The organism is Nostoc sp. FACHB-152, assembly GCF_014697475.1.
In the GTDB taxonomy this organism is placed as follows: domain Bacteria; phylum Cyanobacteriota; class Cyanobacteriia; order Cyanobacteriales; family Nostocaceae; genus Nostoc_B.
The window spans coordinates 19,127-44,065 of record NZ_JACJRV010000046.1 but is presented as its reverse complement, the minus strand read 5'-3'; the positions used below and the strand labels follow the sequence as shown (position 1 = coordinate 44,065).

Genomic DNA, 24,939 nt, shown 5'->3' with positions numbered 1-24,939 from the left:
AGTTTCACTTTCTAGAAATTTCAAACTTCTGTAATTGCTGCTGATAGTAAGTTCTTAATTGAACAATTGATTTAGGATTTTGATTGTACGAATTGCAAATAAGACTGGCCCATACCCTACCTACTTTGCATACAGCAGTATCAAATCTTCCTGCTTCAATGTCACTTAAAGCATTATTACGACGAATATATTCAATTGCCATCTTGTCCTGAGAAGCTGGACTAAAATCTTTTAAGTTTAACTTTGGCCGAAGGTCATACCAACTTATATCCAACATTTGATAAGCACCAGCCGCAGTCGAACAAACATTTTTACCATTAATAGGAGCGCACTGTTTCTTTAACGGGTGCGTAGAAAAATCATTAAAAGTTCCGTTAAATACTAACTTGCGATAACTTTCTGGCTCACTGGTTCCTGTTTCTGCCCAACGAATTGTTGCTAAAAAAGCACTCAATCTTGGTGAATAAGAATATGTTTGGTAAGAGCTTGTACTACCTGTTTTTTTTAAACTATTTGACGACAATGAAGAAACACTATTACCTTGAGAAATTGAGAAATAAATGCCTAAAGTAATTAAAGAAGCAGTTGACAAATGAATGGGTTGAAAACGGGATATAAATTGATGACGAGGACTGAAAATCAATCCTACTAAACCACCAACAATAAACCCAAATTTCCAACTATCAACTGCTTTACCAAAACTACGCACCTGACAAACAGTATCCGCACCCTTGGATACCAATCCACATGGCAGTGAAGCTACTCCATAAGAAAATGCAACAGAGCAGGCTGCACCAACTACACCTGATATAAAAATCGGTACAATTTGCATTGCTCTTGCCAATAGCTAAATAACTTTCAACGGTTTGCTAAATATTCGTGTAAATAAGGGCGGGGGTTCTGCGCTACACCGTTAACGTGAACCTCAAAATGTAAATGTGGCCCCGTCGAAAACCCCGTACTACCTACTGCTGCAATCATCTGCCCACGAACAACTTGTTGTCCCTGCTGTACATACAGCTGACTGGCATGACCATAGAGAGTAGATAAACTTCCCTGATGCTGAATAATAACTGCTTTGCCGTAACCATCCTTGTCACCCGCAAAAGCTACTCGGCCAGCATCAATCGCATAAATTGGCGTACCCTTGGCTGCGCCAAAATCAATTCCCCTGTGAAACTTGCGATCGCCTGTAATGGGATGTGTCCGCCAACCAAATTCACTAGTTACAGGAGTACCAGCCGCTGTAGGAAAGGCAATTCGACCGTTATTTAAAACCTTATTACTAACAAAAGTTCTAGGTAGTATTAGATTCTGGAGAGATTTAACTAACAATTGAGATTCAATCCATCCAGAAACCTGGGGAATGACCATAGCTGCAATGACAACTGAGGTTGCGATCGCATATCTCCAACTTTCACTCGAATTAGTATCGGCTGTCTCATCCAAACTAGTTACAGTCGAATTACTAACCTCCTTTTTACCGTCAGTTTCAAAGATTATTCGCATTGTCTCAACGCCTTTTTGCATTAGCAGGAGAAACCTGCCAACAACCAATCTTTGCAGTACTCAATACTTCCTCAAAATCATTCTGAGCTACACGACAATCAGGATAACTTAGGCCATCTCCGGATGTTGCAGATTCCTTAACTTTAGGGGAATAGCGAGTAGAGACAGGATTAGAAGATATATTCACACTAGGTGCAGCAGTAGAAACAACTGTTGGCGATAAAAATTGAAGCTTTTGTGCTAATGCCACAGCATTACGCCAGTTATAAAACTGCAAATATCCTGGTTGCAAGATATCTGCAATCCATACCAGCAGTACGAACCAAAAAATTGCCTTTACCCACATTAATCCAACTGCTTAACCACAGGCAGGGCAAAAGAAGGAACTTCCTTGGGTACCACTTCAATCTTCTTCCCAGCTGCATATCCTGGCCCGGTGTAACTGCCATTAAGGAGAAAATTCAACAGCATTATTAATAACCACACTCCTACAGCAGCGACACCCACAGGAGATTTAATTACATCAGATAAAAAATATACTGGATACCAGCCAAATCTCCAGGGATTTTGTGGATGCAACCTATGTGCTTTCCAAGTCTCAATGTAGGGAATTTCTATCTGAGGAACTCTCGGCTTATAGGCAGTAGGTGCATTGATATACCTAACTTCTACGGGTTGAGTATCATAAGTAGTCATAGGAGAAACGCTAGATTGCTGATTTACCATTCCTCCTTGCTGTACCTGCTGCAACATATTTTGCAACCGATTGGCAGGCACAATTGCTCCACCTTCAGAATAATCAACATCAAAATTACGGCGTTGATTTCTACTCATAATATGACCTCAAATTAACTAGCTGGCGGGTTTATTATTTATTTGGGAGTTAGTATCTTCCCAAAAATCTTCATCTTGAAGTTGAGCGTAAAACTCTTCTGGAGATAAGATTCCAGGTTGATTTTGTACTCCATCTTCAACAAACTGGCTACTATCTACTCGCTCTAATCCAGAAACAGCAGAACGAGGAGAAAATTGAACGACATTTTTAGCAGAAAACTCGTTATTAAATCTTATACCAGGAGGCGAAGTTGGGGGGATTAAAGAAGGCTGAATATCAGTATTAGGAACACCAACATAAAGTTGTTGATTGCCAGATTTTCCCAATTTATCAGAAACTTCATCTGTTTCTTCAACTGCATTGTTATAGTCAGAAATTCCCCAACTCAAGAAACAAGCAAACCCAGCCAGAAATATAACTGCACTCATCCAATGCACTTCTGAATTGGGAGATGGCATCATTTCAACCGTTGTGCGAGTTGAGCCTTCCAGGGTAGTACGAATAGGGGTACGTTTGACTGCCGCTACAACATTGAGCGAACACAAAGCTATGCAAATTATCGCAGCAGCAAACTTGACATACATGACATCACTCCCCTGATTTATTAACAGGCTTTCTATTAGGAATCGGCTGAGGTAATTGCTTCTTCATTTGTTGGAGATATATTTGCCTTTGCTCCTCTTTTTGGCGTATTTTCTCGCGGATGTCTGCCACCTGTGCCATCTGCTCTACTGGGTCTAAATACCCCCGCGCCCGTAACAGCTGCGCCTGTGCAAGCGAGTATGGTTCTTGAGCATTCCTAATCTGAATTAGCATTTGATTGAGATCGACCGATGGTTGAGATTCTAAATTCTGGGCGTAATCAATCGCCTCTAATTTACCCAAGATCAAAACAGCAGCAGCCCCGGTTGGTATCTTCTCTTCAACTTTCGTACCATCGGTTTTGCGGTATCCCCAATAAAAACTATTATTTCCAGAAGCCGCTTCTAGTAAAACATCCAGCGAGTTGAATTTAACTATTTCCAGTGCTGGCATATAATGAAGGCGGTAAAACCCAGATTTCTCATTAGCTTGCATTCTGGATATTTCACCCCGCAATTGCTGTCCCCACAATGCCGCCGCCAACTGTCGCCAGCCTGTAAGAGTAGGCGCACCCTCTACTGAGGAGTAACTGGACAGATGGTCTATATTGTAGTCAGTACGGGAAAGCTTTTCTAAGTACACTTCTCGAATTTGGGCAACTTGCGCCTTTACTTGCTGTACCTCCGATATCTGATTACTTGGAATTTGTTGCTTCCATCCAACCATTAATGCAACCGCCCCAATAACAGACAGCGCACTAACAGTCGAACAAACCGTCCACAGGGTGACATTTACCTTTTGTCTTCTTCGATTTGGTTGTTTATTTCGGACAGGTGTAGGAGTAAACATAATTTACCCCTCACGTATTATCAACAACCAACTGCAACTGAGGGCGCTTGTTTAACTCGCGTGCGATCGCAATTCCTGCACCACCCACAACTATTCCGGTTAGTAGTAACAGAGGGTGCAGGGCAAGAGCAGCACCCACTCCCAATAGCTGTCCTACCATCCCAGAAACACCCAGGTTCATCAACAAACCACCTGCTGTGTTAACCAAAAAGTCAAATGCTGCACTCATACTTACTCCCTGGTAAACCAGATAACTACTAATGCCAGAATTAAACCAACTAATTCACCTATGCCTACACCCACCAAAATTGGCTGGATGCTGTAAATCTCCTGTTTATCCTGCGTTGGCGGAATTGCTACCCATGTCCCAACTACAGTACCAGCTACTACCGAAAGTAAATTTATACCAACTGCCTGAGTAGATGTTTTTCTCAAATTAAGTAAACTCTCATCCCGTATTCGATAGCAGATGGGTAGCATCTGAGCTACTATTTCTTCGGAGATTGCCCGGTTTTCGGCTGCGAGGACTTCAACTGTCTGGGCTGCGGTGTCGATGTACCGACCAACAGTGGATGAGTCTCTTCCCCCCAGTTCACCTTGCCGAAAAAATCGTTATCAATGCGCGAATTGATTCGCTCTTGCGCCTGGTCGTAACCAGCCGCAACGGAAGTATTACCTTCAGCCAGCGAACTACTGCCATGAAAAACAAATTCTTCTAGAGCAAGTGTGGAAGATTCAAGCACCACTTTATGGCGTAATTCTCCTAACTGAATTCCTCTGTCTGCATCCCGATAAAGTATTCCTACAAAACTATCGGGAGAAGCTTGTTCTGGGTCTACGCCAAATCGCTGTTTAATATACTCGCGCTTATCGAACTTATGTTCACCTACTTCTGATTTGCGATCGCGCATTGCAATCAAGTGCTGGGCAGCTTCTTCCAAGGACATACCTTCACGAGAAGCTATCTCTTTAAGTTGAACTAATTGCTGTTCGATTGTTTCGTCAAGCGTATCATTTGGCTGTAAAGCTAAATCTAACAACCGACAGCAGGTACGTACTACATCAGGCGACACCTGCAAAGTCTCTGCCACTTTGTTGATATGCTTCATTGCGCTCAATTCTCCTAATTACTGATTGCACAATCGGGTTATTTTTTTCTTCCTCAGATATATGCTTGGTCAAAAAGTTATAAAGGGTTAAGCCATTAACTTTTTGTAAATAAGCATCTAAGCCACCAGCAGGAATTACTTGCTGTAAATATTCCTTATACGTCAACCGCCTAATTTTGGTAGCAACGTAGAAAACATCAGCAATCTCAACTGTTGCTGCATCAAAATATCCTCCCCGCTTTCGCGGTTTTACTATACCGGCATAGGGATACCACTTTTGTAAAGCAGAGATTGAAATCCCATATCTTTCGGCAAGTGTTTTTTGGGTGTAGATAACGTTTTCACATATCATCAAACTCAATTCCAAGTGAAAGACAACATCAATGAGAAGCGAATTCAACTAGCACATTACTAAATTGTTTGTAAATTAGAAAATAATTTACCAAATATGCCAGTTTAGTACAGGTATAGCTCAACTCAAATACATCTATATTTCAGTTCATTTGTTAATAAACTGCACAATAGCCAAGTTACATACTGCCTATTGATAATGCAAGCACGTTTGTATATATGAGTAATAAAAAATAGAAAAATAACTCTTTAGGTAAAAAACTGCTATCACAGAAATGTGTAGCCAAAACTAAATACTTACGCTATGGTAAGTTTAAAGATACAAGAAACTCTTCTTGAATTAAACGTTCGATGTGTTCCGCTACTTGGTGAGCTATATATTCACTGTGAACCAATAGCCCCATTTCCATATTTAGTGTCAGAGCGTACTCAGTGAGGTTAGCACTGGAAATAAACAGATGCTTTCTATCAGCGATCGCGCACTTGATGTGTAATGAACCGTAGTGTCCCTCTGAATCTGTCAACCGCTTATGTCGCGGCCAAATAAACAATTGTGCTTTTCTTGCAATTTCTTGACCAAGGGCGGTACTCGCTCCAAAAGAAATTTTACCCTCACTTGCTTCTGGAGTTTCAGCAATAATCTGCACCCTAACTCCCCGATTAATAGCAGCTACTAATGCTTTTGTAATCTCTGGAATTTTATATACAGCAAAGCTTATCAAGATAAATTCCTGTTGGGCTTCCCGAATCATTTGTAGCAACACCTGTTCAGTTCTGCGTAGAGGCATTCCTTCAGTCACAGGCCCAGTCCATACTACCTCAACCGATAACTCATCCTGTGCTGCTACTTCACAGTAGCTTGCTGTAGAAAGGGCAGCAGCGATCGCAGTACTGTCTAAATAAACAGCTTCCCGACACCAAGTTTCTAACAATTCCCCTACGAGTCGGCGAAAGTTAACATTGGGCAATTGTTTCAAGATAGATGCTTTCAATTCAAAATTACAATATTTTGCTGCACTGTTCCTCAACAAATCAATCACAGCTTCCAAAATAGGAGATGGAAGTTGTTTGGCACAAGTGCGAATTTGAGCTAATAAAAGCGGTGGCAAGAAACTCACACTTTTACCTCTGGGAAAAATGCCAAATCTGTAGTTAAGACAGTGGGAATCAAAACTGCACGATCAAGATACTTATTACCGCGTTCACAAGAGGTTTCCGGGCTAAACAGACAAGCATGGCAAGCTGCCCAATGCAGAGATGTAGCTCCTTTAAATGGAGTGTGTTCTGCACACAATGGGTCAGAAGCACATAAGCGCATTTGTTCTAAAGCTTGATCTATATGATATCCAAGTGTTTTAGGCTCTCCCAAACTGACTAACCCACCCAAAGTACCTTCGCTATCAGGTGCGGCAGTATAAATTAGTATGCCTGCCATTGGCCCACCTTCTTCCTCTGGTCGTTTGGAGTAAATTCGCTCTTTTAAGCTGGCAGCATTGTAACCACACTCAAGAGCCATTTGCCGCATCAAGGCGTGAGCAAAGGAATGTAGTAAAATATAGCGTATACCAGGAAACTTAACTTTGTCTGGATCTAGGGAACGGATGTTACACCACTTTTTATGAGCATCAAAAGCTTGACGCTCATAATCCCGTAACTGTTGATTTTTTTCCCATTGATGAAGAATTGTTTCTTGAAACTGGATAAAAATACCCTCGCCTTTGACTTCACTTGCTGGTACCCATTTAGGTTTGCTGCGGCTTAAAGCTACTCGATGCTCTGTAAGAATTTGTCCAGAGTCAATAAAGTCACCTGGAGATTGAATACGTGTAAAACCAATTAAGGCACGCACTTCTCGCAGTCTTTCTACTAACACTACTTGTGAAAAATATTTTTCATACCCAGATGGTGGGTTTACAGGCCGCAGTTGAAAATCTGGAGTATTAAGATTTGGATCAGCAGATGAAAAAATTTGCCATTCAGGTGTTTTCAAATCCCTGACGTTTTCATCATCAAGATTGCTTTGCTGCTGAAGTTGTTTTTGTTGGATTACCGCCCAAATTTTACCGGTTTTGTATTTAGAGAATTCCTGAAGTTGCCCTATAGCGGATAACGCTTGTAACAGTACTTCTAAGGCGTTTAAATCATTAGCTTTTCCCAAAACAGTCCAATTTTGTTCAATCAACTGCTCTAATTGATTAGAAGTGACAGGAATTGATAGGGCTGAGAGTGTGATTGGAAACCAGCTATTAGATGCCCCCAATAAGATAGTTTTCATTTGTTCATCACAGCTTTCATCAAAACTACGTAAATGCGGATGACGACCACGACAACGCGGCATATTTTTCTTGGCTAGTTCACCAAACGCATCAGACAATCGTCGCTCAATATTGCAGCCACTGCATTTGACTACAATATCTGTAGGTGAACCAGATACACCGTATTCCTCCAGCCTTAATGGCCCCTTACAGGCTGTATTGCCACGATGAACAAAATATAACCAAGGAAAATCATCTAAATGTCCGCGATCGCAAGAGACGAGAAAGCGCGATGGTATTGCTGTTGGATCTTTTTTTTGACTTTTAGAACAGTTGAGATGAACATAACGGGTTTGGTCTGGACGATAAGGATTTTCCTTAAGTTGGAAATAAGGATATAAGGGTGCTAGCAAACGACATTTTGGGCATACCATCCATCCAGGAAAGGGCGCAACGGGGATTCCTGTTCTGGCGTATTCATCAAATGGGCTGCCGGAGGAGCCATCTTCAGCAGGTATTGGAGGGGCAAGTAATTTTTTAACTTGTTGACCCAATTCACGGCGAATAGCTGCCAGGAGACGCTGCTCCCCCAACTCAACTACCCCTAGAAATGTATTCCAGTCTTCCAAACCCATAACCATAACTGAAAGATTGGGCAGGTCGAGTACAGCACCTACACCAAAGGAAAATAAAATTTGGCTGGGTCGCAGTTCACCTACTCTGTATTTATAGTTAGATTGGCTCATTTTGGTAATGGGTAATTGGTGATTAGTAATTGGTAATCAGGGATTAGGGTTTGCTGATTAGTGATTGATAATTGGTAATTGAAAGTTTACCCATTACCGATTCCCTCTTCTTTCATTGGTTGAGGTAAGCGATTAAAGTCATCATCAGGCACTTGGTCTTGAAAAATTAATCCCACTGTCGGTTCGACATTTCGCAGGGAGTTTAAACAAGTAAAGTCTTGCCAAATTCCTTGACCTGCCGACTCTAATAATTCAATGGTCAAACCATCGCGCTTATCTGTCTGATATTTGAGAGTACCGCCACCAATCAAGTTTTGCGCTTTACTTAACCAGACATCTAACTTAGCTTCCAGGGCTTGTTTAACAAGTTTTTGGGTTTCTGTACCTGCAATTAAATTAGCGCGATCGCAAATTGTATTAATGGCAGATTGTATATAAGGATGGTTGCGTTCAATTCTTCCTGCTTGGCTGTTACCGTTAAATTCTCTACCCGCCAAACGCACAAGGGATATAAACAATGCAGCTAATCCCCTGTCAATGGCACGAGGCGCAAAGGGAGTCAAAGATAACGCTTCTACGTGTTGATAAAATGTAGCGTGATAATGCTCAAACCGTTCGTAGTGTGATAAATCTCTAGGACGCGCCCAGTTATAAACTGTAAATACGATACCAGGGAATGTCCGCCCGACACGGCTGGTGGCTTGAATATACTCGGCGGTATTTTTTGGTTGACCTGTAACAGCCATCACCCCCAAACGTTTCACGTCTACACCCACGGAAATCATATTAGTAGCAAGTAAAACATCTAGTGGTTCAAGCTCCTCGACTTTTTCCCCAGCTTTGCGTTTGGCTTTGATTTGTGCTTCTCGCACTGGATCGAAGGATGTTTCTAGTCTATCTAGAACTACGGGAATATCGGTGGAATCCTTACGAGATGTTAGTTCTTCTAAGTTAATTCGTAGGCGTTTCGCTAGTCCCCGGCTATCCATTTTGGCAAGGCGGATGCGGATATCATCATCTACCAAGCGTCGCATACCTCCTAGTTCCCGCATCGAGTTGAAGTAACCGACTAATGTCATCCAGGGGTCAACACGGTTGCCATATTGTTTATTTTCATACAGGTCTTGAGATGCCGCAAGGATAGCAACATAAACTCGAATTAATGCAGCTTTTAACCGTCGCCCTGTGGCACAAATACCGACATAACGCCGTCCTGGATTTGTCTCATTTGGTTCTCGCTGGCGTGAGAATAAATTATCCCCTACATCCAAACCTTGCGGTGGAAACACTTGTACTTTCCGCAGAAAAAGGTTATGCATCTGAGTTTCTGCCTGACGTATTGTGGCGGTAGAAGCTATAACTTTGGGACGAATCTTTTGTCCATTAACTTCCCAGGAACATAACTGGTCTACTGCGGTTTCATAAAGTCCCACTAATGTACCAAGGGGGCCACTAATTAAGTGCAACTCATCTTGGATGATCAAATCGGGTGGACGTAGGGCATTGCTAGGAATTGTTTTGGCTGCGGACAAATACGCAGTTTTTTTATGTGAATCAGTATCTTCGATATCCGAAGTCCGGAACCCATGCCGTTCACAGTAACCGTCTACCTGTCCAAAAAGCATTTGAATTTCGCCCTTCCAAGGCATCTGGGCAAATTTATCTACAGTAGCAATTAACAGTGTGGGTAAGCGACGGTAGATTTCTTCATCAACTACGAGAATGGGTAAACCTTCGTTTGAAGATTGTTTTTTACTAAACAGGCAACGCCCCAAAGAGTCGCCACAGTATATTAGGGTACGGGCGCGACCTTTACTAAAAGCTTCGACTTCAATATTTTTACCTGGGTCGATTTTAGAACCGCACCACGGGCAATTTGTGAGTTGGTGAGGGGAACCGCTAGCACTTTGTTGGTACTGTCCTCGCGCTTGCTTGCAAAATTCTTCGCTTTGGTCGGTGTGGTTGGGGGTAGTGCGCTGACCTACCCATAAACCGATGCGGAATGGTTCGTTGCCCCATTTAGCTGGGTTGTCTCGACGGATAGATTCACAAGCACAAATTAAGGCAGTGGCGCGTTGAAATTGTTGTAGGGTAAGCAGGCGTAGGGTATAGCGCATCAGCACTGCAACGCCATATTCTCCGGAACGTCCTGCAATTACCCCTTGTAACCTCCGCAGGCCAATAGTATATGCGGTTAATCCCAGGTAAGCTTCGGTTTTACCACCACCAGTGGGGAACCATAGTAAGTCTGCAACAGCATCAGTTTCATGACTGCGATCGCAATGGTGTAAATCGGTTATGCTGGGTAAATTCAGTAAAATAAAGGCTAACTGGAAGGGAAACCAAGTAGGATTAGGTATTTTGTCTAATTCTGGTGTTTTACCTTGGCGTACTTGTTCTGAGTAAATGGAACGAAGACGCTGCAAGTACATGGCTTGATTCATAAATCGAAAAGCTTCAGCTGCTTGGGAGTTAGTTTGCAGCAGCGTCAAACCTTCTTGAATACGTTGCAGAGTGCGATCGCATTTTTTAATCGCTTCTTTTGCAACATCTTGGTAATCCACTAATCCTTCATTCGGGTCAGAGATGCGTTGTGCTTGTTGCTGAATCCAGACTGTATAAGCTGTGACTAAGGGATTTAGTTTACTGATAAAATCTGGGGTAGCAGTTTCCCCCAATTCCTTCATATCTAAAACCAATCCCGCTAATTCAGGGATTTCATCTGCTTGAGGTGGAGAGGTTTTGGGAACTTCGTATACAGGTACTACACTGGTAGATAATTTAATAGCACGTTCTTTAGTGTCTTGTGCTGTTTCGGCGTGGACGCTTACTCCATGACCAATGGCGAATTCTACTTGTTTACGATAAAGCATTGACATTGCTTTTTCTTCAGCATAAATCACCGGGTCAAGCTTACCTGCCTGACGCGGTTCCTTGCGTTTGAGAAAAATGTCGGGATATTGAGGATCTGCTGATTGTACGCTTAATTCTGGTTGAAATAACCACGCTTCATCACGTAACTTGGCGGGTTCTTTTTGTCCGTTAATTAAAAACAAGCTAACAATCCAATCGCCGTTATTTTGTTGGCGAATTTTGCCTTTTACTTGCACTTGAGGATAATCAGGATGAACTATCCAAGTGGCAATGTCTCCCTCAATTAAAGAAATGGGAGGTGAATTTTCTCGAATTTGTTGCCGCTTCCACACCATTTTGGGTGTGTCATCTTTTTTAGTAATAGTTTCGCTTTTTTCGCGTTTATATTGTCCCCAGCCTGCGTTAATTTGTAATTTTTTAGCTGCACCACTAACACAGAAAGTCATGCCGAAGGAAGAGGGAAACATGGTTTCAGCAGGTGGTACACTAACTTCGGTCGTGCCTTCCTCGGCAGTACCTTTGCCAACTACAGCTAATTCATCAAGATTTTCTGGCTGTTGAAAGTCAACTTCTCTGAAGGGTTCGTCTTGTATTTCACTTTCTGGGTTTGGCAGTTCGGAATCAACAGGTGCTGTGACTTTCTCTGCTGCTGTACGAGACACTAGGCTACCAGCAACAGCCGATTTATTAATAGTCCCAGCACTCATGCTGCGTTGTAGTGGTGCGAGTAACCCCACAAGATAGCGATCGCTTACACTATCCTCATCTACCTCTTCTTCCTCTCCACCCGCAGGCCCCAGTAAATCTGCCAATACTGCCTTTTCTAATTCATTACGGATTTCATAGGGCGTAGGTATCTTTGATTCAAGAATGTTGGAAATTTCAGCTTGTATTGTTTCTGGCTGGTCTTCAACAACTAAATTATTACTAGCAGGGATAAATTGTTCTTTTAATAGCTGACCTTCTGTTTGGGCTGGCACAAATTGCGATTCTAATAAATTCCCCTGTACCCAAACTTGTGGAGTGACTTTGGTTTCTTGTGGCTTTTTCTTAGCACGGGATTTCTTTGGTTTTTTCTGGTGCTGTTGAAAATAACGCAGAATATCCTCAATAACATTATCAGCGATCGCACCCTCAACTCCCAACCAATCTGCATCATTTGTCAGGTCGAGTCCTTGGAGCAAAATCGCCAGTTGAGGCTCCGGTGCAGACACTACCGCACTCCAATCCAATTGACCAGTGTGTTCCCGTAGTTGTTGATTAACTGTAGCTAAATCTAAATCACCTGGAAGTATAGAAGGAAGCTTAATAATATCCATGTTGCTGATAAAAGTATATATAGTTAGCCTAAATTATGCGTGTAAACTTCTTTCTAACTCCCTTCTCCCCCAGGGAGAAGGGCTGGGGATGAGGGCAAATTCCGCAATTCAGCAATGCCATTTTTTTCTTATTCCCTATTCCTTAGATTCCACAATTGGGAGTCAAAATTTTCCAATAAAGCAGAAGAATGAGTTGCAGGAACGATAATGAGTAATGCCCTCATAGCGCGAGTCATACCAACAAACAAAGTACGGCGTTCGCGTGCCAAAATTTCTAGAACTTCATCCTCCGGCGTGCCTTTGGCAATTGTCGGATAGGGTGAATCCAAAAATCCGGCTAACGCTACGATAGGAAATTCTAACCCCTTGGCAGCTTTCAGCGTAATAACCTTAACACCTTGTTTATTTAAATCTAAGTCTTTGCTGGTCATGAAATGCGCTTCTAAGCCTAAGTATGAAAGTTGAGCAGCTATTTTTGTACCAACACTCTCTGTTGGCACAATTACCGCACAAGCGTTAATACCCAAGCGAAATTCACGGGCTGCACTTTTACAAAAGCGTACCAGCAATTCGGCTTCATCCCCAGGATTGTTTACAGCACGGACAGCCGGCGGCGGCCCATTGTGAATATAGTCCTGTGTATTTTCAATCTCATCTAATGCACCGTTAGTCAAGTACAAAATCGCCGCTTCGTTAATTTCGCGGGTAGTGCGGTGGTTAACACGCAATACTCCTGTGCGTCCAACAAATTTCAAGTCTTGGCTAACGTCAGTCCATCGGAAGCTACTACCATATATGGATTGATTAGCATCGGCGGTGATAAACAGGCGGTTGGGGTAACGGCAAAGCCGGGTGAGGATACGCAAAGTGTTGGGATCTAAATCTTGGGCTTCGTCAATCACTACTGCATCATAAATTGGCGGGTTATCCATCTCCTGCAATGTTGACAAAGCACGGGTACGAAGTTGCTGCCACGTTTCGAGTTCTTGTTTTTCTAGCAGTTGGTAAAATTGTTGACGCAGATGCCAGATTGCTTGACGTTGTGTTTTATTAAGAGAAATTGTTCTACCGTTTCGTGGTGTTGCTTGGTAAGCATCGAGGGTTTTGAGTTCGCGTGCTTCGATAACTGTACCGATTTCATCAATTAAATAATCGATGCTTAGGCGTTTTAACGTTTGTTCTTGGGCTTGGCGTTGTAGTAGATTGCCTTCGAGAGAATCAATAGTATTATTTAACGCCTGCTTCATGGTTTTTCGGAGGACTTCACCAGAAGCAATATTGGGTTTTCCGGTGCTTTGGGAAATTATTGCAGCTATTATGGCATCGGCAGTTTTTACCTCAACATACCGGATGTCTTCGCCTAAGAGACTTGCTAAAAGTTGTTGAGAAAACGCAACTAGCGCATTTGTATAGGTTGTGAATAATATCTTGGGTTTTTCGACCCCGTTGGCTTGAAGTGTTTCTAGTAACGCACGAACACGGTAAAGTGCGACGGTACTTTTACCTGTACCGGGGCCACCTTTTAATAGGGTAGGGCCACTGGCATTAATTGCCCAACTGACAAATTTCTCTTGTTCGGGGTTGAGTTTCAGCAAAAATCCCAGCAACTCACCTTCAGTGAAGCGCAGTAAATCATCGGTACTACCTGTAACAAAGCTGGGTTGATTAAGAACTTGGTCAAAATTGGGTTCAGCAATACAATCAAAAATGCGATCGCACCACTTACCGGGTAAATTGACTGCCATCAAATCATCTAATGTCCGACAAGCAGTTAATGTTGACCAATATTCTTCCGGTACTCGCAGCCTACGAAGCAAATCTTCTGTAATTTCCACAGGTAGTGGGGTTTCTGTGCTGGAGACATTAGGTAAAGCAAAGCTTGGGGTATAAGTTGGTTTAACAGTCAGCACTGCTTCTACATCTGGTAAGTTGCTGATATCGATATCGGTTGTTTCAGCAACGAGCTTATCACCTTTGTATATATCTTTACGAGCATCTACACCCAGCAAAGCTACCCATTTATCGCCAAAAGTATAAATTATGCGATAGTCCCCTGAACGCAGGCGATAGACATCACCCTTATAGCCGTGTAATTTCTTCTTTAAATTACCGTGAGGTTTGGGATCATCGCGCAATACTTCGATTTTCTCTAAGATTTGCACTACATACTCTTTAGGAATAGCCAAGAGTTGGTTCGTGAAGGTGGGTTTGTGGATGATCTCGAAGGTCATGGTAAATGGCTATTTCTATACAAAGCTTAAACTCATTGTATAAAATAAAACTGAAACTGGTTAGTTATATACTTCTCCATTACCCATTACCCATTCCCTATTCCCCAGCTTGTTGTTTGAGCAAATTGACCAAAGTATCGGATAACCACAACCCAGCGTCACGCAAAGCTTGAATACCAGGAGATATGCTGGGGATCAGTCCACGTCTTTTTGCTAATATTAGCAAACCCCCTGTCCCAATAGTCCTAACACCTAAAGCTTGACCACAACGCCGTGCTGCCCTATCGTCAACAATAGCCGCACAATCTGAATTTTTTAGTGCCAAACTCAATACTTGTGATTCTCCTTTTCCCAAATCCCAAGCTGCTACTTCAGGTGCAATAGTATTAACTTCTATTATTTGTACCCAAGAGATACTAGGTAATTGGGTTGATGCTACATCATCTTTTGTGGTGACTTCTTCAAAAACACCTGATGGAACTAATATTTCTGTGAATAATTGTGGAATTAATTGCGCTTGTTGACTTTTTAAAAGCACAATCAACGGTGAAGAATTAATAATTGCACGATTAATCGACATTTGCCAATTCCTCAGCTAACTCTTGGGCAGTATATTGCATAAAATCTACTTTGTAGCGTGATAAAGCATGAATAAATTCAGCACGAGTTAGTCCAGCAATTTCTGCTGCTTTGGCTTGTGATATTTCGCCTAATTCATACCATTTGACTGCTGCTGCGATTCGCATTTCTTGAATAAATTCTTCAGGATTTTTGCGGAGTGCTGAAAATACTGTTTCGGGTAATTGGATTGGTACTGTTCGCATAAATTCTTCCTCAGTTTAGTAAGAATGATACATTACTGCTATCGTGTTGTGAGAATGTGAAAGATTCGGCGTTCTTTCTAGATAATCCTGCATTATTACCGTTAGCACCTTTAACACAGACAGATTCACCCCAGAGGTTATTATCGCAGGTTGCCCAAACTGTTGCTAAAATTTCGGATAGGGAGACAAGGCAGAATATCGCAGCTTACACAGAGATATTAGCAGGTTTGAAGTTTTAAAAAGATTTAATTCAGCAATTCTTAGAGAAGATATTATGCAAGAGTCAGTAAATAATTATGATATTTTATATCCTGGTGCGTATCATTTATTTACTTGTTTAGTTCGTAGTCGCTTTGGTACTCTTGATGAACTTGAGGAAGAAATACCTGGAATCTCCGCACGCATTCGGGGATTGAATCTGCAACAGATAGAAGGGTTTGCAATAGCTTTTATGGAATTTACAGATGCAATTGATTTAAAGGTTTGGTTGGATGAATATGAACATGAAAAAGATTGGGAAAATCGCTTTGTAAAAAAGATAGGAAATTATTAGCTTATCCTCCCATTCCCTATTCCCTAAAATAAACTCAATTGCTCACTATCATTATCTGATTTTTTAGGTTGTAATTGCGCCTTTTTCTTACCTCCAGATTTACCTTTTTTCTTGCCTTTATCATGTAAACCCTCTGCTTCCTCTTCAGCATAGCGTTGATGATTTAATTCTAATAATCTATCTAGCACTTCTCGCCGTGCAGTTTCGCTGATGGTGAAGCGTAAGCCTTGTTTGGTTTCGTGGAAACCATGACCTAATTCTAAATCTTGCCAACCGTAAGCGGCGGCGACAGCATTATCCATTTCTATGTGCAATTCGCGCAATTGTTGAATGTCGGCGGCGGTTTCGTCGGGGTTGTGGAAGCGGTTGTAGGTTTTGGTTAATCCTTCTTGGCGTTTTTGCATGATGTTTTGGCGATGGGTGTAGTATTTTTCGCCTATTTCTTCTAAGTTTGCGGTTGATGTCGGGAAGGGGAAGGTTTCAAAAACATCCGAAGGAGAGTAGTTTAGAAGTGAGAGATTTGTTGAAGAATAATTCCAACTCCAAACATAATGAGCATTAGATTGAAGAATAGTAAAATTTGCATAATTCTCTAATGGGAAAATAGCCAACTTATGAGCAAAAACCCATTGTGCTGGTACAAACGCGAAACTTAAATGATTATTGATTAATGAAAGTGCCAAGACACGTTTCATTCCTGAAATTGCATCATAAAGTTCTAATGCTCTTCTTGCATAAAGCCACCAAAATTTTGCATAACCTTTAGCAGAAGAGTCCGATTTTTCTCCAAGCTTTTCTCGCTCTGGTTTAACCTTATTTCTAATAATAGATAAACATTCATGATAGTCAGAGGCATAGGGAGTCCTTTTTGGATTTTGGGGATCATCATGTTCAGCATCTAAAGGCCAATCAAAAAAATTAATTATCCAACGGCTTGGTAATTGTTCAGGGCTAGAATTTAAATCTTCTCCATTTAAATATGGAAATACAACATCCGCATTGTCTGGGTTTTTATCAATTAGTATCTTAGCTTCTTCTGAAGTTAAGATAAAACCCATACCTAATACATAAGAACCAATAAAAGCTTTACTTTTATTGGACACTAAACGTTCAGGTTTTCCTAAAGCTATACCTGGTTTAGTAAGAAAAGATGTAATTCCAGAAACAAGCTGACCATCTAAACAATATAATCCACTCCATTTACCGTTATGTAGCCAAACATTAGCAACTCTTACTGTGGCATTGCCCTGCCATTTTAAACTACTTAAAGCTCTGTAAACAACACTATTTTTCATTAGTTCATCAAGTGCTACTTCACGAGTATCACCTTCAGAAATTGTATTAGTAGCGATTAATCCAAAATTGCCATTATCATTTAACATCTGTTTCGCTTTTAAGAAAAAATAAGCACAAATGTCAGCATTACCACGTTTATTATTTGCAATCCATTTAACTAAAAAATCTCGATAAGCTGTACCAAATATACCCGTAATTTTTTTTCCACCCATAAATGGCGGATTTCCCACAATCGCATCAAATCCTAACTTTTGATTTTCGTATTTAGTAAGTAATAAAGTGCTTTTCTTACTACTTTTATCATTATTCAGCGATAAATCGCTTACTACAAACACCTCTGGAAATTCCAACTCCCAGTGAAATGGACGCAACTTTTCTAAATCAGGGCAGATTGCTCTATCTTCGGAGGAAATGTCTTCTCGCCGTTGAAAAGAAATTAACAATCTTTGCCTTAACTTTTCCTGTTCATCAGTAGGTAAACTAACTAAATAACTAGAAATTAATAAATTACAACCAGAAGCTAAATCATTAATTCTAGAATTAGCTTCATGTAACAGCCATTGTTTCTCTTTTTGGTCTTGAGGAGTTAAAACAGGCTTTGACTCAATTTGTAGTCGTAACTCAATTACTTGCTGAATTTCTCGCCTAATTGTATCAGTTAAAATATCTAATTGTTCCGATTTCTGTTTCGATTTACTTGTGTCCAAATTCCAATAACGCAACTGTTCCAAACTCACCCCAATCAGCGAATCCCCACACTTTAAAGCATGATCCACAAACGTAAACGGACGGTTCTTTTGCAGCGTGATCAACCACAGCGATAACTTCGCCATCTCCACCGCCAAGGGATTTTTATCCACCCCATACAAACACCTATCCGCAATTATCCGCCGCGCCACCATCAACCGTTCATCCGCATCCTTGGGAATTACACACTCCTCTGGACGCGACTTAGATAAAGTTCCCTCCGGTGCTGTGACCACTTTACCAGGATTCGCCTTTTCCGCATTTTCCCACGCCTCAACCAACCGTTCCGCTAAATAGCGACAAGTCTGCACCAAAAACGCACCGGAACCCATCGCCATATCACAAATTTTCAGCTTCAATAAATCTGCTGCTGACTTGAGTTTCCACTGTTCTTTCGGCTTACCCTCAGCCACACCCTCATACACCAACGGTTCCAAGGTGTACTGCACAATTTCTTCCGTCAAACTGCGCGGCGTGTAGTGTGTCCCTGTCTCCCGGCGATCGCTTCCCTGCGTCACATACACGCTTCCCGTGGGAATCACCACCGGATAACCTAAAGTATCTAATCTTACTAACCCAGCAAAAGGCAACACCCGGTTAAATAATTCTTGGTCATTGTTACAAGCCGTTAACAAACGTTGTTCTTCATGGGGTGTCAACTCCGGCTGTAATGCCTTCTGCAAAGCTGACTGCGATCGCCCCGTTTCCCCTTTCAAAAACTTAACCAATTCCCCATTCTCTATCCCTTCCAACCTTGCCAAAGCAACTTCCGGTTCCTGATACCGTGTTCCCAGCAACCCTAAAACAGGCGAAGCTGCCCTGACTGCTGTATGGTCGAGTAAACCTTCATAAACATGACCAATTTGTTCAATATCTAATGCCCGGAAGGATAGCCTACGTGGTTCTACCGCACCAGCCACCTTCACTTGTAATACCTGCAAAGCTTCCAACAGGTGCAGCACAATCCGGTTATTTACTGGAATCGGGTCGGCCGGAGTTTCTTCCCACTTTGTCCCTGACATTCGACCTTCTAAAAATGGAAACCTGTCAGGGTCAAACAAACTACCACCATAGGCGGGAAGCTGCAAAGTATCATGCTGAACACCGCCATAAACTGCCCGAAATGTCGCCAACAGCCGACACCAAGCATCATAACGCCGTTCTAAAACTTCCTCACCTTCTTTATCAGCCCGTTGCTGCAACTGTTCCCGCAGGGTAGAAACAGCATAATACTGGTCGTAAAGGGGATCGCCTAGTAGCAACAAACCCCGTTCCTCCGCCGAAAACAAAAACACCAGCCGCATCATCACTGTCAACGCAGCTTCGTACAGTTGGGTTTCCGAAATACCTTGCAGGAGAGTGCGGTTTCTATCTTGGTCAATGCGGTCTAACGCCTCTACCAACACCTCTACTGCTTTGCGGACTTGATAGCCAAGTTGGTCGGTAACTTCTTGCTGGTCGGTAACACTTTCTTTTAGCAAAGTCTCCAAGGTTTGGGAGTCATCCACCCCAAAAAAGCGTTGTACACCCAGCAAACTCCGAAACGCCCGCAGCGTAATGTGTTCTTCCAGCCACAGCACCCCATACCAGGAAATAAAACCAGTCGTTTCCCCCCGTGGCGCGTTTACCAGCAGCCAATGTTCTCCATTCGTCACCAACCCCAACCGCACATTACAGGCGTGCAGCAACTCCATCATCCGCGTTGCTGGGCTGGCTTTCCATCGACGGTCTTTCAGGGGTTTTTCTAAATCTTGCTCAGGCGGTACAATTTGTACCAGCAACCGAGGTGTCCCTGCGTCTGATGTTCCTGTAGGATTTACTACTACCCAATCAGGACGTAACGTTTCCCCATGTTCTGCAATAGTCGCAGCCAACCCTGTAGAAATGCGCTGGCCTGACAGCAATACCTCATCCGTAAATTCTAAAGTCTGCCGCAGCACAAAATCTACCCAAGCCCGATGAATAGCTGAGTCAGGACGTGCGCCAAATTGGTTATCCTGCCATTCCTCGTAAGCCAACCGCAGTAGCTTCAAGTGTTCTGGGTCATGGGCATCCAATCCATTAGGAAATGCTTTTACCAGTACGGGTAAACTGAGAAATGGGCCAGAAGCTTCAACTAAAGATAACCATTCGGCGTGATGACGGGCTGTAGACATAGGAAATAAATAAGGGAGAGATTATAATTTGAAGAGTTACACGATCAAGTTAGCGATAAGTTTGAAATTATTTCTCATCTTTATTCATTGGTTTTAATAATCTTTTAATTAGGATAGTTTTTCTTTCGATTTCCTTGACCATTTTTTCATTGTTAGAGGAAGTAATATTGTCTTCTAACAAGTAATTTACGATTTCACTCCTAAAACGATAAATTCTTTGTAGCGAAACCTCTTTATATTTCACTTCAGATTTGCATGAACGTTTGATAGGTTTACCTGCATCTTTAAATACTAGCTTTATATCTTCCTCGTTCATTCTTTCTAAATGAGGAGAGCTTGCAATATCACTCCAAATAGATTTACCTCTTTGTGGTTTCACATAAATTTTATGCCCCGTCACTAAATTAGTGACTTCCAAATTAATAAAGTAATTGTGCTTTATTAAAATAGCTGAATCTATTTCCTTTTCTTGTTTTAAATATGGAAGTTTATCTTCCCCGCGCACAGCATATCGTCTCGCCGAAAATTCAATTTCTAGTGACTTTGGATTTTGCGGATCTATTTCTCCTGCTTGGATGATTTTCGCTTCATAAATATATTCTTTACCGTTATCTACATCTAAAATTTGAATAATAATTTCTTTTCCTAATGTATCACCTATATCGTTATTACCAACACCCAATAACTGTATCGTTTTCTCCTCAACGAGGTTATCTACATTCTTACCAACTAATTCTAGAACCCATTTAGCACTATCTTCTTCTTGTTGTCCTTGCAGCTTTTTATAAAAATCTACATCATTAACATCAAAAACAATACAATTATCTTTAATAAAAGTAAGATAATCTAATACATCTTTGTATATTTTGCTATCCTTATTGCTTTTAACAATAAAAGAAGATTCAATATTTACCCCAAGAATAGCCCTTTGGGTGAAGTTATGACTACCTAACCATATTTCAACATTGTTATCAGGCATCTCAAACAGAATTATTTTGGAATGCAATAAATAAGATACTTTCTTTTTTTCTTCTAATTCATAATTCTTTGAGTTTATTTTTATTTCATAATTATGTAATAGTATATTAGATCCAAAGTGTTTAAATTTTGCTAAATAATCAATATTGGTAGGGCTATGAATATCAATGCAATAATAGGACTCATCTCTTTTAAGAACTGATGCTAACTCCTCAATAAAGTCAATATCAATTGTCCAGTAAGCAACTGCTCCTTTAACATTTTCACATTTACACAAAGACTCCTTCAATCTCTGCTTAATACTTGATTTTTTGACACTAGGAATTAATTCAATATCTATGTTCATTTGGTTTCCAATAAAAATTTTCTAGATGTCACAAAATAAATGAATTTTATTCTCAGTAAGTTATCCAATCCTCTCGGTAACATTATCGTGCTAACTTTTGGGGAATTAAGTAAGTAACTGCCAAGGGAAACAATCTTGGTGTTGGATTAGCAAACCTCGCTCCAATTGCAGCCACCTCACGCTCAATTTCTGCGGGTATTTGTTCAACTCTGGCTTTCAGGCTGTTAATATTACGCTCGAACTGTTCTTTTTCTGTAGTATTAAACAGTTCCAACTGCTTAAACTCAGGTTCATCCAATTCATTGAGAATGCTTTGACGCAGTTCCGTCAAAATCGCCGTAATATCAGCTGCCTCTTTTGCAGCGCGATCGCCTAAATCTCGTTGTAAACTTTTACTACGGTCTTGCATCCGCGCCTCCAAAGCTTGCATTAAAGACGGTGCATGACTATCCCATAACTGGGCTAATCTCTGCGTGATATTTTCCGGTGCTAATTCTGGTAAAGCGGCTGCTAAAGCTTCTTGAATTTTCATCACACCCAAACGGCTAAATTTTCCTTCTTTGATCAACCCACCCGCCGTAATTACTTCCTCATGCAATCTTTGCTGGTCACTACCTAAAATCACCAATCGACCGTAAGCAATAACTGCTGGTGTATCCAACACCGAATTAGGAACTAAACGCGCCGTTACCCGGTACAAAGCTTTTCTACCTTCTTTTGACCAAACTTCAGCACGTAACAAGCGCAAGCACATCTGCACCAAACGATGATTTAAGTGCGCTAACACTACATCATCTCTACCATGTGCTAATTCCGGGTCAAAAACAATCGGACGAATTTTTTTAGTGTGGGGATGGGCTAAACCTTCGCTGCAAACTGCCCAACTACTTTTTAATGGTGGTAGGTAAAATGCTTGTCCATTTACTCCCTCTACCTCGGTAGCAATTAAAGCTGGTTGTTGGGCTAATTCCAAACCAATTTTGACTACCGCCTCAATATTATCCGGTGTCAGCCGCAAATGCTGGCGCGTTTCATCTAGCTGTTCCCTTAGTTTCTCAATTTGCTCCCGCACCTGACGCTCAAACTTTAACATCCGCCGTACAACTTCAGATTCCCTTTCTGCGACTGAAGTATCCAAAACGCTGCGATACCCCATCATCGCTTCTTCCACCTGCGCCGCAATCACTGGCCCCACCTTACCTAAATCTTCGCGGATGTTGTTAATTTTCAAAGCCGCCCGCATGAGAAATTCTAAATCCCCTTCCAACTCACCAGGACGTAGGCCAGTCGCTGCATTATGTTGATAATCTTTACCGACAAAGTGGTAAATCCTCACTTCTTTAGCTTTTTGCCCGTGACGATCAATTCGACCGTTACGCTGTTCCATACGGTTCGGGTTCCAAGGAATTTCGTAGTGAATGAGGCGTGAACAGAAATTCTGCAAATCCAAACCCTCACTCGCCGCATCCGTCGCCAGCAAAATTCGCACTGGAGAAATATCAGGGGATGCTTGAAACGCTGCTTTTACCTGTTCTCGGTCTTCTGATTTCATGCCACCATAAAGCGTCATTAGGCGATCGCCATCTACTAACCCTTCTGTGGCAAATAAGTTATATAACCATTTCTGTGTAGCTCGATATTCTGTAAAAATTATTACTCTTTCGTTAGACCATTTACCACCTGGTTTAATGTAGGTATTAATCCAATTCAGTAATTCTCTAGCTTTGGCATCTAAAGTATTTGATGTTGTCTCTGCCCATTCTCGCATCTGCCGCAGCAGCGTCTGTTCTTCTGCACTCAGTTCCCTAAATAACCGAGTTGTATTAGTAATTGCCTCATCTGCTGATTCTTCATAAACCTCATCATCTGCAAAATCTTCTTCAATTTGTGCTAACTGACGGCGTAAAATTCCTTCGGTTGGCCGGGATAAACTGCTAGAAGTGCGGCGACGGGCATTTTGTAGAGATTCTTCATGCTGGGCGAGAGTGAGAGCGAAGGCTTGAGGAGAGGAAAACAGCCGCTTTTTTAACAGTTTCAGCACAAATTCAGTGGCATATTTTTCTGTATTATCTTTTACTCCTTTGCAGCGCAATTCGGTATAACGCTTAAGAGCAGCGTGTGCTTGGCGTTCGGCTGCGGGATAATCTACAGGAATTGCTTCTAACAAACGCTGTGGAAATAAGTCAGAACCGTCCCAACCTTTCATCTCCGATTTGAGACGGCGAACCATGATTACTTGTAACTGCTTGCGGTCTGGTGCTACTCCGCGTGCAAAGCGTTGACTATCCAGTAATTCCAACAGTGCAGTAAAACTTTCGGGATAGCCGTTATGTGGTGTCGCTGTTAAAAATAACTTGTGTTCAAAATGCGGCACTAAAAACCGAATAGCAGCCGTTCTCAAAGAATCCACAGCATAGTTCCCACCGCCAGAGGGGGCAACATTATGTGCTTCATCCACAATCAGCAAATCAAATCGCCGGGGATACATCGGTTCGCCTTCTGCGGGTAAGATTTCGCGCAATAAGCGCAGAGGGCGATCGCGTTTGAGAAAATCTACCGAAGTAATTAACCGGGGAAAATGTTGCCAAGGGTTGACGTGAATTCCCCGCTTCCGTCGCAATTCCTTCATTAAGGCACTGTCCACAACGCGGAAATCCAAACCAAACTTATCGCGCATTTGGTCTCGCCACTGAATTTGCAGTGAAGATGGACACACTATTAAAATGCGCCGACAGCGATGACGGATAATTAATTCTTGAGCAACTAACCCCGCCTCAATGGTTTTACCCAACCCAACATCATCTGCAATCAGCAAATTAACGCGAGGCATTTGAATTGCTCGTACTACTGGGTCAAGCTGATAATCTTCAATATCGATGCCACTGCGAAAGGGGGATTGTAAAGTGCGAATATCAGCTGTTGATGCTGCCCCCCAGCGCACAGCGTCAAGAAAAGCATCTAACCTCCCAGGTGGGTCAAATCCTGTGGGTTTGGGCAACTCCATCTTTTCATAAACTACTGCCCCAGGCTCCAATTCCCAAATTACTTGTAATTCTTCTCCCAAACCATCATCTTCAACAGAGGATAGACTAACCAAATGCTGGGTCTTTTCCACTGCACTCAGCATTGGATTGGTGGGTAAAGTCGTATTACGCACATCCGTAACAACGAATTGCCGGGAGCGAACGTTAACCAGTTGACCTTGTTCTGGGATAGCTCTGACTATGGCCATAGTTTGGGGAGCGAGGAATGAGTAATTGGGAATGAGTAATTACCAATCACCAATTCCCAAATACAGCTTTGTATTGTTACTATTGTTACTGCTATTTTCTAATACAGTCAAAATTCTCTACGATGTGTTCTCAAAATAGTGTTGCAA

21 protein-coding genes are annotated in these 24,939 nt (G+C 41.9%); 2 read left to right on the top strand and 19 right to left on the bottom strand.

Annotation, left to right across the window (positions count from 1 at the left end; genetic code table 11):
* Window positions 1-4: 4 nt before the first annotated feature.
* From H6G76_RS23770 to H6G76_RS23695, 16 genes are all read right to left on the bottom strand, one after another.
* The gene (locus H6G76_RS23770; RefSeq protein ID WP_190706450.1) at window positions 5-832 is read right to left on the bottom strand and encodes a lysozyme; all 828 of its coding nucleotides are present in this window, start codon (window positions 830-832) and stop codon (window positions 5-7) included.
* A 26-nt stretch (window positions 833-858) separates the two neighbouring features.
* A complete protein-coding gene (locus H6G76_RS23765; protein WP_190706447.1) occupies window positions 859-1,509 on the bottom strand; it encodes a M23 family metallopeptidase in 651 nt (216 codons plus the stop codon).
* Between the two features lie 4 nt (window positions 1,510-1,513).
* Window positions 1,514-1,855: a hypothetical protein gene (locus tag H6G76_RS23760; protein ID WP_190706444.1), complete on the bottom strand. Its 342-nt coding sequence runs from the start codon at window positions 1,853-1,855 to the stop codon at window positions 1,514-1,516.
* Window positions 1,855-2,343 carry a hypothetical protein gene (locus H6G76_RS23755; RefSeq protein WP_190706442.1) on the bottom strand — a complete coding sequence of 163 codons (489 nt, stop codon included), beginning with the start codon at window positions 2,341-2,343 and terminating at the stop codon, window positions 1,855-1,857. The genes H6G76_RS23760 and H6G76_RS23755 overlap by 1 nt, the downstream gene beginning before the upstream one ends.
* An 18-nt stretch (window positions 2,344-2,361) precedes the next feature.
* Window positions 2,362-2,928 (bottom strand): hypothetical protein, encoded by a 567-nt coding sequence (locus H6G76_RS23750; RefSeq protein ID WP_190706439.1) that lies wholly within the window; start codon window positions 2,926-2,928, stop codon window positions 2,362-2,364.
* 4 nt (window positions 2,929-2,932) lie between these two features.
* On the bottom strand, window positions 2,933-3,775 hold the full coding sequence (locus H6G76_RS23745) for a phage terminase large subunit family protein (protein ID WP_190706436.1): 843 nt from the start codon (window positions 3,773-3,775) through the stop codon (window positions 2,933-2,935).
* Window positions 3,776-3,785: 10 nt separating this feature from the next.
* Complete coding sequence (locus tag H6G76_RS23740; RefSeq protein ID WP_045873786.1) at window positions 3,786-4,004, bottom strand: hypothetical protein; 219 nt, start codon at window positions 4,002-4,004, stop codon at window positions 3,786-3,788.
* A gap of 2 nt (window positions 4,005-4,006) precedes the next feature.
* The gene (locus H6G76_RS23735; protein ID WP_190706433.1) at window positions 4,007-4,255 is read right to left on the bottom strand and encodes a hypothetical protein; all 249 of its coding nucleotides are present in this window, start codon (window positions 4,253-4,255) and stop codon (window positions 4,007-4,009) included.
* Window positions 4,256-4,263: 8 nt separating this feature from the next.
* The gene (locus H6G76_RS23730) at window positions 4,264-4,815 is read right to left on the bottom strand and encodes a hypothetical protein (protein WP_045873788.1); all 552 of its coding nucleotides are present in this window, start codon (window positions 4,813-4,815) and stop codon (window positions 4,264-4,266) included.
* A 22-nt stretch (window positions 4,816-4,837) separates the two neighbouring features.
* Window positions 4,838-5,236 carry a hypothetical protein gene (locus H6G76_RS23725; RefSeq protein ID WP_190706430.1) on the bottom strand — a complete coding sequence of 133 codons (399 nt, stop codon included), beginning with the start codon at window positions 5,234-5,236 and terminating at the stop codon, window positions 4,838-4,840.
* A 301-nt stretch (window positions 5,237-5,537) separates the two neighbouring features.
* A complete protein-coding gene (gene drmC / locus H6G76_RS23720) occupies window positions 5,538-6,353 on the bottom strand; it encodes a DISARM system phospholipase D-like protein DrmC (RefSeq protein ID WP_190706428.1) in 816 nt (271 codons plus the stop codon).
* Entirely contained in the window at window positions 6,350-8,236 is a 1,887-nt protein-coding gene (gene drmB / locus H6G76_RS23715) for a DUF1998 domain-containing protein (RefSeq protein WP_190706425.1), read from the bottom strand. The genes drmC and drmB overlap by 4 nt, the downstream gene beginning before the upstream one ends.
* A gap of 86 nt (window positions 8,237-8,322) precedes the next feature.
* A complete protein-coding gene (gene drmA, locus H6G76_RS23710) occupies window positions 8,323-12,429 on the bottom strand; it encodes a DISARM system helicase DrmA (RefSeq protein WP_190706422.1) in 4,107 nt (1,368 codons plus the stop codon).
* 128 nt (window positions 12,430-12,557) lie between these two features.
* On the bottom strand, window positions 12,558-14,660 hold the full coding sequence (locus H6G76_RS23705) for a UvrD-helicase domain-containing protein (protein WP_190706419.1): 2,103 nt from the start codon (window positions 14,658-14,660) through the stop codon (window positions 12,558-12,560).
* A gap of 97 nt (window positions 14,661-14,757) precedes the next feature.
* Window positions 14,758-15,240 (bottom strand): DUF3368 domain-containing protein, encoded by a 483-nt coding sequence (locus H6G76_RS23700; protein ID WP_190706417.1) that lies wholly within the window; start codon window positions 15,238-15,240, stop codon window positions 14,758-14,760.
* Window positions 15,230-15,484: a UPF0175 family protein gene (locus tag H6G76_RS23695; RefSeq protein ID WP_016869191.1), complete on the bottom strand. Its 255-nt coding sequence runs from the start codon at window positions 15,482-15,484 to the stop codon at window positions 15,230-15,232. Before H6G76_RS23695 ends, H6G76_RS23700 begins: the two co-directional genes overlap by 11 nt.
* A 56-nt stretch (window positions 15,485-15,540) precedes the next feature.
* Here H6G76_RS23695 and H6G76_RS38125 point away from each other — a divergent pair, with 56 nt between their 5' ends.
* On the top strand, window positions 15,541-15,723 hold the full coding sequence (locus tag H6G76_RS38125) for a hypothetical protein (protein WP_313934823.1): 183 nt from the start codon (window positions 15,541-15,543) through the stop codon (window positions 15,721-15,723).
* Between the two features lie 35 nt (window positions 15,724-15,758).
* On the top strand, window positions 15,759-16,037 hold the full coding sequence (locus H6G76_RS38120; RefSeq protein WP_313934822.1) for a DUF4351 domain-containing protein: 279 nt from the start codon (window positions 15,759-15,761) through the stop codon (window positions 16,035-16,037).
* A 23-nt stretch (window positions 16,038-16,060) separates the two neighbouring features.
* Here H6G76_RS38120 and H6G76_RS23685 read toward each other — a convergent pair whose 3' ends face one another.
* The 3 genes from H6G76_RS23685 to drmD all read right to left on the bottom strand — a co-directional run bounded on the left by H6G76_RS23685 (window position 16,061) and on the right by drmD (window position 24,792).
* Window positions 16,061-20,236, bottom strand: a complete 4,176-nt coding sequence (locus H6G76_RS23685; RefSeq protein WP_190706413.1) for an Eco57I restriction-modification methylase domain-containing protein — start codon at window positions 20,234-20,236, stop codon at window positions 16,061-16,063.
* A 67-nt stretch (window positions 20,237-20,303) separates the two neighbouring features.
* On the bottom strand, window positions 20,304-21,560 hold the full coding sequence (locus H6G76_RS23680; RefSeq protein WP_190706409.1) for a hypothetical protein: 1,257 nt from the start codon (window positions 21,558-21,560) through the stop codon (window positions 20,304-20,306).
* A gap of 82 nt (window positions 21,561-21,642) precedes the next feature.
* Entirely contained in the window at window positions 21,643-24,792 is a 3,150-nt protein-coding gene (gene drmD, locus H6G76_RS23675; RefSeq protein WP_190706407.1) for a DISARM system SNF2-like helicase DrmD, read from the bottom strand.
* Between the last annotated feature and the right edge of the window lie 147 nt (window positions 24,793-24,939).

What these genes read in the sequence shown, in the direction of transcription:
- H6G76_RS23700 (WP_190706417.1), bottom strand. Translation starts at nt 15,240, where the DNA reads ATGTCGATTAATCGTGCAATTATTAATTCTTCACCGTTGATTGTGCTT.
- H6G76_RS23725 (WP_190706430.1), bottom strand. Translation starts at nt 5,236, where the DNA reads ATGATATGTGAAAACGTTATCTACACCCAAAAAACACTTGCCGAAAGA.
- H6G76_RS38120 (WP_313934822.1), top strand. Translation starts at nt 15,759, where the DNA reads ATGCAAGAGTCAGTAAATAATTATGATATTTTATATCCTGGTGCGTAT.
- H6G76_RS23765 (WP_190706447.1), bottom strand. Translation starts at nt 1,509, where the DNA reads ATGCGAATAATCTTTGAAACTGACGGTAAAAAGGAGGTTAGTAATTCG.
- H6G76_RS23695 (WP_016869191.1), bottom strand. Translation starts at nt 15,484, where the DNA reads ATGCGAACAGTACCAATCCAATTACCCGAAACAGTATTTTCAGCACTC.
- H6G76_RS23750 (WP_190706439.1), bottom strand. Translation starts at nt 2,928, where the DNA reads ATGTATGTCAAGTTTGCTGCTGCGATAATTTGCATAGCTTTGTGTTCG.
- drmA (WP_190706422.1), bottom strand. Translation starts at nt 12,429, where the DNA reads ATGGATATTATTAAGCTTCCTTCTATACTTCCAGGTGATTTAGATTTA.
- H6G76_RS23685 (WP_190706413.1), bottom strand. Translation starts at nt 20,236, where the DNA reads ATGTCTACAGCCCGTCATCACGCCGAATGGTTATCTTTAGTTGAAGCT.
- H6G76_RS23705 (WP_190706419.1), bottom strand. Translation starts at nt 14,660, where the DNA reads ATGACCTTCGAGATCATCCACAAACCCACCTTCACGAACCAACTCTTG.
- H6G76_RS23735 (WP_190706433.1), bottom strand. Translation starts at nt 4,255, where the DNA reads ATGCTACCCATCTGCTATCGAATACGGGATGAGAGTTTACTTAATTTG.
- H6G76_RS23680 (WP_190706409.1), bottom strand. Translation starts at nt 21,560, where the DNA reads ATGAACATAGATATTGAATTAATTCCTAGTGTCAAAAAATCAAGTATT.
- H6G76_RS23745 (WP_190706436.1), bottom strand. Translation starts at nt 3,775, where the DNA reads ATGTTTACTCCTACACCTGTCCGAAATAAACAACCAAATCGAAGAAGA.
- H6G76_RS23755 (WP_190706442.1), bottom strand. Translation starts at nt 2,343, where the DNA reads ATGAGTAGAAATCAACGCCGTAATTTTGATGTTGATTATTCTGAAGGT.
- drmB (WP_190706425.1), bottom strand. Translation starts at nt 8,236, where the DNA reads ATGAGCCAATCTAACTATAAATACAGAGTAGGTGAACTGCGACCCAGC.
- H6G76_RS23740 (WP_045873786.1), bottom strand. Translation starts at nt 4,004, where the DNA reads ATGAGTGCAGCATTTGACTTTTTGGTTAACACAGCAGGTGGTTTGTTG.
- H6G76_RS23770 (WP_190706450.1), bottom strand. Translation starts at nt 832, where the DNA reads ATGCAAATTGTACCGATTTTTATATCAGGTGTAGTTGGTGCAGCCTGC.
- H6G76_RS23760 (WP_190706444.1), bottom strand. Translation starts at nt 1,855, where the DNA reads ATGTGGGTAAAGGCAATTTTTTGGTTCGTACTGCTGGTATGGATTGCA.
- drmD (WP_190706407.1), bottom strand. Translation starts at nt 24,792, where the DNA reads ATGGCCATAGTCAGAGCTATCCCAGAACAAGGTCAACTGGTTAACGTT.